Origin of the sequence: uncultured Paraglaciecola sp. (assembly GCF_913020055.1) — a bacterium.
Lineage (GTDB): Bacteria > Pseudomonadota > Gammaproteobacteria > Enterobacterales > Alteromonadaceae > Paraglaciecola.
The window spans coordinates 21,694-33,134 of record NZ_CAJWCF010000053.1 but is presented as its reverse complement, the minus strand read 5'-3'; the positions used below and the strand labels follow the sequence as shown (position 1 = coordinate 33,134).

Genomic DNA, 11,441 nt, shown 5'->3' with positions numbered 1-11,441 from the left:
TTCAGCTTATCTTCGAGTTGTTTCTGGGAAATATATTTCATGTCGCCATTAGATCATAAATTTAATCTGATTGGTATAACCCAGCAGCTGTCATCAACAAGAAAATAACAGCCAATATCTTGTACCCAAAGATTAAAAACCAATGTCTGATTCTAAGCAAAAAAGTGTACTTTTTATCTGGTTTATCAGGGATGTTTTTAAAGGCACTTAGTAGAACGAAAAATAACCCAGACCAAATAAAACCAGCTAAAGCAGGGATCAGGAATGTCTCATCTGAAAGATATCCAATATCAAATAACGAACAAAAGAACGTTGCCAAACTAAACACAGCGCAAAGTGCGACTATTGGCTTCATCCAATATAGCTTTGAAGAAATTGAAACAAGTGTATTGAGCATCGTTGTCAAATTAAGCTTTTTACGTCTAAGGTAATACTTATTATCCCCACCTGCTAATTTGCAAATTTAGAGGTGCAAGTACTCATTATCTATCCGTTAAGTGCTTGCGCAAAATCTTGTCTCACAACCGGACTGATTGCAGCCGTGAAAACTCGAGCAAACAAAATGGTTTTGGATAGCTGTCCATTTTTTACTTGCACATCAAAAGGCATTTTCGACAAAGTTTGTTTGGTGTTTTTTAGCAGACTAAGATACTGCGGGATACCTTTATCTTCATAACCAAAGAGTGAATAAAGCATTCGCCAGTCTTTACAAAACCTCAACATCTGTTTTGCCAACGCTTCGACTTTTATCGCATCGTTAGCTTGGTTGTCACGCATCTCATAAATAATATCTTCTACCAGACCTTCAACCTCTCCTGGAGAAAGTACCGGAGTGATATTATATTTCTCCAGCAGAATGGAAGCTTGTTTACCTGGCATGTAATCCAACAGTTGTGGCGATGGGTAATCACCGTTATTGCGGTAATAAGCAAGAGTATTTTCGACGATATCCCAGAATCGGCTTGACCCTGAAGTATCGAGTACCAAGTGTATCCGAGTTTCTTCGCTGTGATTAACAACTTTATGATTACGCCAAGAATCAAACAGCCAGCATTCACCCGCTTGCATATTCACTTCTCGAGTACCGCAATGAAAAATCACTTGGTCGTTAGTCACAATCGGAATATGAATACGAACATGTCGGTGCCAATGATAGATAGCATCAACATGAATCGGAACTTCACTACCACCAGCAAGACGCATTAAACGCGAGCGGCCTAACACCTCACCAAAATTAGCGGTTATCTGCCTAATATATTCGCACTTCTGAAGATGCGGAGTTTCTTGCATCGGACCACTGAAGTCATCGTTATCTAGACCACCATAGGAAATGAGAGGAAGAGCTGAATTACCGGCATGTCTGCCTGGATGAGGCTGCCAAACGCCTTCTTCAAATTGACTGGTCTCTTGCATCATTCGATCAACGTCGAATGTAAGAGGCAATTTGACAAATTCACTGTCCATTTTCATAAGTGTTTTCCTGTCAGGCTAGTTATCCGTGACATAATTTAAAATTGCGTCCTGAGCCACAACGGCAAAGTTCGTTTCGAACGAGTTTTTTTGTACATCAGTTTTTTTGATTAACAGGTGGCATGTCTGTGTCTAATTGCCACACATCTGATGCAGATTCGTTTATTCGCTGAATAGTTGGCATCAAATAGGGAAACATTTGGCTAATGGCTGCATGATGTTGCATCCACTTTCCCTGTGCCGGTGCTGTTTGAGTATATCTTGATGGCGGTAAAGGCGCTGCACAATATTCTTCTAAAGCGGCATCAGTATCCAACTCACAAAAACGTTGTAATCTGCTAATCGTTGCCTTTGGATTGCCAACAAACTCGTCAAAAGAACAGACAGTCCAACGTTCGGGTTGAATAACATCTAAATCATTGAGAATTATATCTTGGCAAGACTTCCACTGAAATGCAGCGATTTCGTGTATAGGCTGATTAAGCATTTCATGCCACCTAGGAGGTCGAAGAAAACACCACCTTCCATGTGCCATTCTAACATCCCCATAAGTCACAAAACGTTGATGACGCCAACCTTCCACAATACTACTGATACTGTCTTTGGGATCTCGGTACAAATAGATATAGCGAGCATCAGGATAGATGGTATCGATGAAAGGTATACGTAAGCAGTTCTTAGGTGTTTTTTCCAGTAGCCTTATCGCCCCGACATCAGAATTAATACGCTGACCTTGTGAGTCAATCATGCCATGTAACATATCTAACTTTAATTGTTCGATTAGATTGGCATTCAGATTGTCACTCGTTAGTCGATTAGACGCCACACCGCCACGTACAGGTCTCAAGTGAGGATATTTCTCAATCCACGCATGACCTTCATCGCCAAATGACCATAATTGTTTATGGCGCATAAGTGTCTCGAAGAGCAATGTGCTGCCAGATCTTGGCGCAGCTATTATGAAGATTGGTTTTTCGGCATGCATTGGCGAGAGGTTAACGAAATTCTAAAGGCCAGTCAATCGGGTTTACAGGCAAAATAAAAACACAACACAAGCCACCTGATTCTTGAAGCTGCATAACATTACCTACCCAAAACTTACTCATTGTGAGCCTGGTAGAGACGCATAGTGCTGCCGGCGAATAGTGGCAAACTCATGATTAGCGATAGCCTCTCTAACCGCGGTCTCAACGAGATGTATTTTATTAATAAGCGCCGAATTTCGACTTATGGTCACATAATAGTTATTCACTTCTATGGGCTGATAATCCGCTAAAACAATTTCATTCTGCAGTCCCATCTTGTTAATAAGTGGTAAAGCACTTTCTTGAAAGTGAACAAAAGTGCTAATCCTACCGTTCTTTAACAACTCGACTTTTTGTCTAAGAGTGGAAACGGGAACCATTACCAAGTCGGGCTCTAAATTAAACTGCTCAAAATATCTAGCGTGTCGAGTAACACCAATACTCAACTTTTTTAAATCGTTAAAACTTTGCAACTTATCCAAATTGTCTTTACCGATAAAAAAAGTATGCCTTAAGGTTTCATAACTTGGGTTGATATACACCACTTCGTCTTCTTGATCATTCTCACGCTGTAAGCCAACCAATAAATCTAAATTGCCTTGACGAAATTCCCTTAATCTTCTGGCAAAGGGCATCGGGAATATTTCAATTTTCATTTTCATATGACTAGCAATGTTTCTTAGATATTTAGCCTGTAACCCATCCATAAACTCTTCGGAAACCGAGGTGCGCATGACCTCCTGTCCGATTGAAGACGCGGAGAAAAAACCTAACAACGCAATGAAAAACAGAACATATAAACGCATGACGAAACCTAGAAAAAACATTTGTCTATTATCACCCAGCACTGGGCAGAAGCCAATAGTGGAATGCCACTATCTAGCGATCCAATTTACACTCAACATACATCTCAATTATCCAGATATGTTCACTAATAAAATGATGCAGCACCTTGGTTTAGGTTAATGTTGAACTCATAATATAATTAGTAATACAAGGCATAAGGCACCTGTAATAACTGACCTGAATAAACAACTGAGCCATTCACTTAAAATGCGTTGAGTTGTAGATTATTTTTATCTTAGTGGAGAATGAATAACAGTGAATAAATCAAAACAACTTTTTACCCTGATCACATCTGCAGGGCAACTTGAAATGTCCTTGAAAGAACTCGACGTACCGACACCTAAAGCTCATGACGTCATTGTTCGTATAGAAGCCGCACCTATCAATCCATCTGATATGTGGCCAATGTTCGGTCCAGCTAATTTGGCTGAAGCAAGCTATGACGCCGACAAAAAAATGATGACTGCACCTGTGCACAAAGGCATGTTGCCACGTATTAAATCTCGTTTGGACCAAGAATTACCTATTGGTAATGAAGGTGCTGGTACTGTAGTGGCAACGGGTGATCACCCAGCAGCAAAAGCGTTAATGGGTAAAACAGTGGGTGTTTTATCAGGCGCGGTATATAGCGAATATTGTTGCGTTCCTATGCAAGCTTGTATTGTGCATAACGAAGACACCACAGCTAAACAAGCGGCATCATCGTTTGTGAACCCGCTAACAGCGTTAGGTATGGTCGAAACAATGCGTATGGAAGGTCATTCTGGATTGGTACATACCGCTGCGGCCTCAGCATTGGGTCAAATGCTCAACAAAATCTGCCTAGCTGAAAATGTACCGTTAGTGAATGTTGTGCGTAATCAACAACAAACAGACATTTTAAAAGAGATAGGCGCCACACATATTTGTGATTCGTCTAGCCCAACCTTTAAAGTTGATTTGTATAAAGCGATAGAAGAAACAGGTGCCACTCTTGCATTTGATGCTATTGGTGGTGGTGATTTAGTTAGCGATATTTTAACTGCGATGGAAGCAGTAGGCAGTAAAGATGCAGTAGGCTTTAATACCTATGGCTCAGAAGCTAATAAACAAGTTTACATCTATGGTGGTTTAGACTTTTCACCCACAGTGCTTAACCGTGCATATGGTATGACATGGGGCATAGGTGGATGGTTATTAATGCGTTTCTTAGGTAAATTGCAGCCACAACAAGTGGGTCAATTACATAAAAGAGTAGCAGATGAAATCAATACTACTTTTGCCTCTACTTTTACTGAAGAGCTTAGCTTAGAAGAAGTTTTGCAACCGCAAACTGTTCTCAAATACAATGCTAAAAAGACCGGTGAGAAGTACTTGGTAACACCAACCAAAGCTTAACAAATACTAAAAATAAAAACGGGCGCATTCAGCGCCCGTTTTTTTTGTCTTATTTCTGAAAATTTACCAAATACGCACACGATCTTCAGGTGCTAAATAAAGTGCATCTTCAGGCTGCACGTTAAACGCTGCATACCAGGCGTCATGATTACGTGGAGCCAAAGCACGGTAACGACCCGGCGCATGAGTCCCGCCTTTTAGCTGCGACATCATGCTTTGTTCAGTGCGTTTTTCACGCCAAACCTGCGCCCAAGCTAAGAAGAACCGTTGGTCACCTGTCACGCCATCAATTACCGGCGCTTCCTTACCATTTAAACTCAGTTTATAAGCGTGGTAAGCCATTGATAAACCACCAACGTCACCAATGTTTTCACCAAGGCTATTACGACCATTAACAAAGTTTCCTTCAATAGGCTCATACGCACTGTATTGTGCAGCGAGTGCATCGGCTTTGACTTCAAACGCCGCTCTGTCCTGATCAGTCCACCAGTTTTGTTGAATACCATTGGCATCAGACTTAGAACCTTGATCATCAAAGCCATGGCCCATTTCGTGGCCAATGACTGCACCTATACCACCATAGTTAACGGCGGGATCTGCGTTAGGATCAAAGAAAGGCGGTTGTAATATTGCAGCTGGGAAAACAATTTCGTTAAACGAGCTATTGTAATAGGCATTGACTCTTTGCGGCGCCATTCCCCAGCGGTTTCTATCAGTTTTTTGTAACTCTTTACTGGCACTGTCTGCGCGGAAAAATTCGCGCATACGTATAACATTGCCTAACAAGTCGTCGGCTTTAATCTCTAAACCAGTAAAATCTTGCCATTCATCTGGGTAACCAATTTTGGGTACAAACGCGGCAAGTTTAGCTTGAGCGTTAACTTTGGTTTCTTCACCCATCCAATCTAAACCATTAATTCGTTCACCTAATGCGGTACGAAGGTTTTTAACTAGATCGGCCATTTGCGATTTTGAGCTAGCAGGGAAATGTTTCTCAACATAGGTTTTACCAATAGCAAAGCCAAGTGATTGAGTGCCAGACATTGCAGCAATCGCTCTTTTCCAACGAGGGCGAGGCTCTTGTTGACCATTTAAGGTCTTACCAAAAAACTCAAAGTTAGTGGTGAAAACTTCATCAGACAAAAGCGACGCGTGATTAGAAATAGTATGGTAAGTCATATAATCCTTCCACACGTCGAGAGGCTCTTGCTTAATCACCCTAATCACGTCCTTAACAGGCTGTGGTTGAGAGATATTTAGATGAGGAATTTTATATCCTGTCTGGGCAAGGTAGGTGTCCCAATCAAAACCGTTGTATTCATCAGTTAAATATTCCCGCTCAATTTGATTAAGCGAAAGGTCTCTGTCGCGACGTTTTTCACGAGGCCATTGTACTTCAGCTATTTTAGTTTCTAACGCAAGAATCTGCTGAGCCTTTTCTGCAGCGCCTTCAACCTTAGCAAAGCTTAACATTTGTTCGATATGCGCCACATAAGCAAGGCGAATTTCAACAAAGCGTTCTGTTTCTTCGAGATAATAAGAGCGGTCTGGTAAACCAAGTCCACTCACACCAATCGACATTTGATACTGATCGGGATCTAAGCGGTTAAACCACATTCCTCCATTAATAGGACTAATTGAACCGTCCAACCATGCACTACCAAAAGCAGCCGTTAAGGCCTTTTTATTATCTATTTTACTAATTTTTTCGAGTACTGGAGCAATAGGTGCAAGACCTTTAGCATTAGCCGATTCAGTGTCCATATAAGCAGTATAAAAATCTGCGACCATTTGCTGTTCAGGATTTAGATTTGTGCCTTGGCTAATGTCTTCAATCAATTCTTTAATTTGTGTTTCACTACGTTCGGCCAATTTATCAAAGGCTCCATAACGGGTTTTGTCGCTTGGAATTTCGAAGTTTTTGTACCAGGTACCACCCGCATATTGGAAAAAGTCATCACCTGGTTTAATGGACTCATCTCTAGCGTCAAGTTCAACACCGAAGCTACCCAATTCAGCATCACCTTTAACGGCCTGTGCATTGGCGGTTTTCTCAGCCATGTTTGTTTGTTCTAATTCGCCCTGCTTACTACATGCACCCAGTAAAAATACTGAAGCAATAGCAGCACTTATTATCGTTTTCTTCATAATTGTCCCACTGTTGTTAATTTTTTGTATCATTTATATATAACGTTGATAACCTAAATATTGTTCAGTGAAAAGAGAAATTGGCAATCTAACTGACTCTGCTGATGTAAAGGTAATTGTCCGCATCTTTGGTTTTGTCTAAATTTTTAAACTGTATAGCTTGAGAAAACATGATCTGTGTCTGTCAGTACTCATCAGGAAACATAATAATAAACCCTGAATTAAAGGAGTAATAATGAATAAATTACAAGAGCGGTTGTTTGAGCAACAAAACAGCAAAGCATTGCTTAAACAGGCACAACAAGCTGCGTTTGATTATATAGTTCAGCAGCCAAAACAACGGGTATTTCCCGACCAAGCAAACATTGAAAAGCTCTCAGTATTTGAAGAGTCCTTGCCTAACGCAAGCTGCGATCCTGCTTTATTGTTGGCGTTACTCGACACGGTAGGCTCGGCCAATACCGTAGCTCAAACTGGTGGTCGTTATTTTGGATTTGTGAATGGTAATGCCCTGCCCGTCACTTTGGCCACAAAATGGTTGGCAGACGTCTGGGATCAAAATGCTGCTTTATATGTTATGTCCCCTATCGCCTCTAAATTGGAGAGTGTTTGCCAAACTTGGCTTAATCAACTTTTCAAGTTACCAGAGCAAACTGTGGCCGGTTTTGTCAGCGGTACATCTATCGCGACTTTATCCGGGCTCGCTGCAGCTAGGTTTCGTCAGTTGCAAAAGATGGGCTGGGATGTGAATCAACAAGGGCTGTTTTCTGCGCCGAAACTACGCTTAATACTCGGCAGACAAACTCACGGAACAGTGGCTAAAGCCATCAGTTTATTGGGCTTTGGACAGGCATCGATTGAATGGGTTGAATGTGATGAGCAAGGTCGGATGATAGTCGAACAATTGCCTGCTTTAGACCCTAGTTGTATTTTGGTGTTACAAGCAGGTAACGTAAATTCAGGTGCCTTTGATGACTTTACTCGAGTGTGTCAGTTGGCAGAACAAGCCCAGGCTTGGGTGCATATAGACGGTGCATTTGGTTTATGGGCTAAAGCCTCACATGTATTTGATAATCAAACCAAAGGTATGGAACTAGCCGACTCTTGGTCAGTTGATGCCCATAAAACACTTAACACTCCCTATGATTGCGGGATTGTAATGTGCAAAGATGCTGAAGCGTTAACTAATGCCCTGCATCAACAAGGCAGTTATATTCAATTCAGTGAACAGCGCGATGGATTAATGTATACCCCTGAAATGTCAAAACGAGCAAGAGCCATTGAACTTTGGGCTGCTATGAAGTACTTAGGGCGTTTTGGCATAGCTGAATTGGTTGAACTATTACACGAGCGCGCCAAGCTATTTGCTCATCTATTAACTAAACATAAGTTCACAGTATTAAATGAAGTCGTGTTTAATCAAGTGGTCATTTGCTGTGAAAGCGAACAACTGACCCAACAGACATTAACTTTAGTCCAGCAATCTGGCGAATGTTGGTGCGGTGGCTCAATTTGGCAGGATAAAAAGGTCATCCGTATTAGCTTATGTTCTTGGGCGACAACTGAACAAGACATAAGGCGGTCAGTAGAAGTATTTGTGCAAGCTCGAAGGCAGGCATCAAAAGTATAATGACTTCGACTATGAGTTAAAGCTGTATTTCACACAAAATTAAGGTTTAATAAAGCGTCAAAAATTTATGAAACAATAATGCTATTCACAGTGAATCAATCGAAGTTAGTACCATAATGTCGAAGCCACACACTATGCTGTGCCATGAATGTCACTACCGCGTTACGTTGCCTGTATTGACCCATAAGCAAGCAGCTGTGTGTCCACGATGTGGTTTTCAATTAACGGTTTACCATCACAACGCTAGGCAACGTATTTTAGCGTTAGCCACAACGTCTCTTATATTTTTGCTCGCCTCTCTGCCATTTGAATTTCTGTCATTCAGTACAAGCGGGCAATATCAGTCAATTGATATATTGGGTAGTTTGTGGATTTTGGTTGAAAAAGACTATGCACTACTCGCGGTCGTCCAAGCGATTGCAGTACTAATACTTCCAGCATTTGTGTTGATAAGTTTATTGTATTTGCTGGTCCCTTTGAGTCTAGGGGTACGCCCAGCAAAAGCTCAATTAGTGATTAAAACACTGTTTAAATTATTACCATGGACTATGGCTGAAATATTTTTGATTGGTGTATTAGTCAGCTTAATTAAAATAGTGTCGATGGCAGATGTTGGGTTGGGATTATCATTTTACGCCTACTTGTTTTTTACCATCTCCATGACGATTACCCTGTTGTATGTAGATAAATTTCAACTTGAAAAATGGTTTGAAAGCGAAATTGAAGAACAACATATTCCTATTAATCCCTCGCATAGCATTCAGACAACATGGGCTTTATTGTTCACTTCAGTGCTGTTATATATCCCCGCCAACATTTTACCGATAATGCATACATATGTTTTGGGAAGTGAAGAACCTAGCACTATTTTGGGTGGTGTTATTTTACTTTGGAAAATGGGTTCATACCCCATTGCCGTTATTATTTTTATCGCAAGTGTATTTGTTCCCGTAGCTAAAATTGTTATTTTATGTTGGTTGAATTATTCGGTTCAAGCTAAGCAGATTCATGCTAACAATGAGAGAATATTTTGGTATCGTTTCACCGAATTTGTCGGCCGCTGGTCGATGATCGATGTGTTTGTGGTGGCAGTATTGGTAAGCTTAATTCAATTGGGAAATATAATGAGTGTATTGCCAGGTCATGCAGCGCTAGCGTTTTGTGGGGTAGTCATTTGCACCATGCTTGCGGCTATGTCTTTCGATTCAAGGCTTATTTGGCATAAGCCAGGAAAATTAGACAAGGGAGAAAATACAGTATGAGTCAGGATCAGCAACCACAACCAACTCTTCCTGAAGAAGCTTTAGTGAAACCTGTTAGAACAGTCTCAAAAATTTGGCTTGTTCCAATTGTGGCTTTTTTTATTGGCATGTGGATGGTGTATTACCAGTGGAGTAATCAAGGTCAACTTATCAGCATACAATTTAATACTGCGACAGGCTTAGAAGCGGGTAAAACCAAAATAAAAACCCGAGATGTGGATATTGGAGTAGTAAAAAAAATAGAACTTTCTGATGATTTAAGCGGTGTTTTAGTTACCGCAAGAATGGATAAAAATGTTGCACCTATCCTTCATTCTGACAACCAATTTTGGATTGTTTCTCCGCGTATATCACTCAGCGGGGTATCAGGACTAGGCACTATTTTGTCTGGTCCATATATCAATATGGCACCAGGGGTAGAACCCAAAATGAGTGAAGAATTTATTGCCCTTGAAGCGCCACCGGTTACGCCAGCTGGTACACCAGGACTACATGTCACGTTAAACAGCAAAAGCGAATTCGCCTATAAAAAAGGCGACCCCGTCATTTATAAAGGCATTAAAGTGGGTGAGTTCGAAGATATTTATTTCAATTTTGACGAACGAATTGTGTATTACAATACCTTTATCCAAGCGCCATATCATAAGCTTGTTACCGTAAACACCAAGTTCTGGGATATCAGTGGCGTGCAAATGGAACTAGGAGCTAGTGGGGTAAAAGTCAGTACTGGCAGTTTAGAAACCCTACTAACTAATGGAGTTACATTTGGTATTCCAGAAGGTATGCCTTTAGGCGAGCAAGTTAAAGAGCGTGATTTTTTTGATATTCATCCCACTTACGCTTCGGCATCAGAGGAGCGTTTTAAATTAAGGGCTGAATATGTCATCCTTGTAAAAGACACAATACGTGGCCTGCAAATAGGCGCACCTGTTGAATACAGAGGACTGGTGGTAGGTAAGGTGCTGACAATTAATTCATTGGATACTAATCAAGATGGCTTATTAGAGCAAGGTTATGACATACCAGTGGTCATCAGTATTCAACCAGGACGAGTGCAACAACCAGACAATGCAGAAGGATTAGCTTTTATTCGCAAACAAACCAGCCTATGGATTCAAAAGGGTCTAAGGGCAACGTTAAAAACGGGCAATCTTTTAACTGGCGCTTTATTTGTTGATTTGCAACATTACCCTGATGCCCCTGCTTTTGACGCTAAAACTTTAAATGGGTACGAAGTGCTCCCCACCATTACCGGTGAGTTTTCGGAAATCACCTCCAAAGTCACTGCAATTTTAGACAACATTAACGAGATTAAACTGAAGAGTATTTCTGACAATGCCAATAATATGTTGTCGCAAATTGCGCAAGCCGCTGAATCATTGCAATCAACGGCTAAGACTGCAGATCACCTTCTTACTTCGGTACATGAAGATAATGTGAGTAGCGTATTAACTGGTGCGTTAGAAAATTTGTCGAATTTAACTCAGGATTTTTCAGCCGGCTCTCAAACCTACAAAGAACTTAATCAGACTATGCAATCATTGCAACAAACACTTCAAGAATTGCAGCCTTTGCTATTACAGCTAAATAGCACACCAAACAGCTTGATTTTTACTGATGGTGATGGCCCACAATTCACTCCAAAAGCGAAACCAGCAAACAATGAAGGAGCATCAAATTAAT

The 11,441-nt window shown here is 40.9% G+C and carries 9 protein-coding genes and 1 pseudogene; 4 read left to right on the top strand and 6 right to left on the bottom strand.

Annotated elements, in window-relative coordinates; genetic code table 11:
* Positions 1-61: 61 nt before the first annotated feature.
* The 5 genes and pseudogenes from QZ488_RS12640 to QZ488_RS12625 all read right to left on the bottom strand — a co-directional run bounded on the left by QZ488_RS12640 (position 62) and on the right by QZ488_RS12625 (position 3,301).
* Entirely contained in the window at positions 62-355 is a 294-nt protein-coding gene (locus QZ488_RS12640) for a hypothetical protein (RefSeq protein WP_293749206.1), read from the bottom strand.
* 131 nt (positions 356-486) lie between these two features.
* On the bottom strand, positions 487-1,470 hold the full coding sequence (locus tag QZ488_RS12635) for an aspartyl/asparaginyl beta-hydroxylase domain-containing protein (RefSeq protein WP_293749204.1): 984 nt from the start codon (positions 1,468-1,470) through the stop codon (positions 487-489).
* Between the two features lie 22 nt (positions 1,471-1,492).
* Positions 1,493-1,549, bottom strand: a pseudogene (locus tag QZ488_RS21515) (SEC-C metal-binding domain-containing protein); the annotation flags it as partial.
* 18 nt (positions 1,550-1,567) lie between these two features.
* Entirely contained in the window at positions 1,568-2,455 is an 888-nt protein-coding gene (locus tag QZ488_RS12630; RefSeq protein ID WP_293749202.1) for a sulfotransferase, read from the bottom strand.
* A 117-nt stretch (positions 2,456-2,572) separates the two neighbouring features.
* Positions 2,573-3,301 carry a transporter substrate-binding domain-containing protein gene (locus QZ488_RS12625; RefSeq protein WP_293749200.1) on the bottom strand — a complete coding sequence of 243 codons (729 nt, stop codon included), beginning with the start codon at positions 3,299-3,301 and terminating at the stop codon, positions 2,573-2,575.
* Between the two features lie 295 nt (positions 3,302-3,596).
* On the opposite strand from QZ488_RS12625, the gene QZ488_RS12620 reads away from it, so the two are divergent.
* A complete protein-coding gene (locus QZ488_RS12620) occupies positions 3,597-4,718 on the top strand; it encodes a zinc-binding dehydrogenase (RefSeq protein ID WP_293749198.1) in 1,122 nt (373 codons plus the stop codon).
* Between the two features lie 63 nt (positions 4,719-4,781).
* Here the strand turns inward: QZ488_RS12620 and QZ488_RS12615 are convergent, their stop codons facing one another.
* On the bottom strand, positions 4,782-6,866 hold the full coding sequence (locus QZ488_RS12615; protein ID WP_293749196.1) for a M13 family metallopeptidase: 2,085 nt from the start codon (positions 6,864-6,866) through the stop codon (positions 4,782-4,784).
* A gap of 235 nt (positions 6,867-7,101) precedes the next feature.
* Here QZ488_RS12615 and QZ488_RS12610 point away from each other — a divergent pair, with 235 nt between their 5' ends.
* From QZ488_RS12610 to pqiB, 3 genes are all read left to right on the top strand, one after another.
* Positions 7,102-8,496, top strand: coding sequence for an aminotransferase class V-fold PLP-dependent enzyme (locus tag QZ488_RS12610; RefSeq protein WP_293749194.1), 1,395 nt, complete (start codon positions 7,102-7,104; stop codon positions 8,494-8,496).
* Positions 8,497-8,612: 116 nt separating this feature from the next.
* Complete coding sequence (locus QZ488_RS12605) at positions 8,613-9,758, top strand: paraquat-inducible protein A (RefSeq protein WP_293749192.1); 1,146 nt, start codon at positions 8,613-8,615, stop codon at positions 9,756-9,758.
* Positions 9,755-11,440: an intermembrane transport protein PqiB gene (gene pqiB / locus QZ488_RS12600; protein ID WP_293749190.1), complete on the top strand. Its 1,686-nt coding sequence runs from the start codon at positions 9,755-9,757 to the stop codon at positions 11,438-11,440. The genes QZ488_RS12605 and pqiB overlap by 4 nt, the downstream gene beginning before the upstream one ends.
* The last annotated feature ends 1 nt before the right edge of the window (position 11,441 follow it).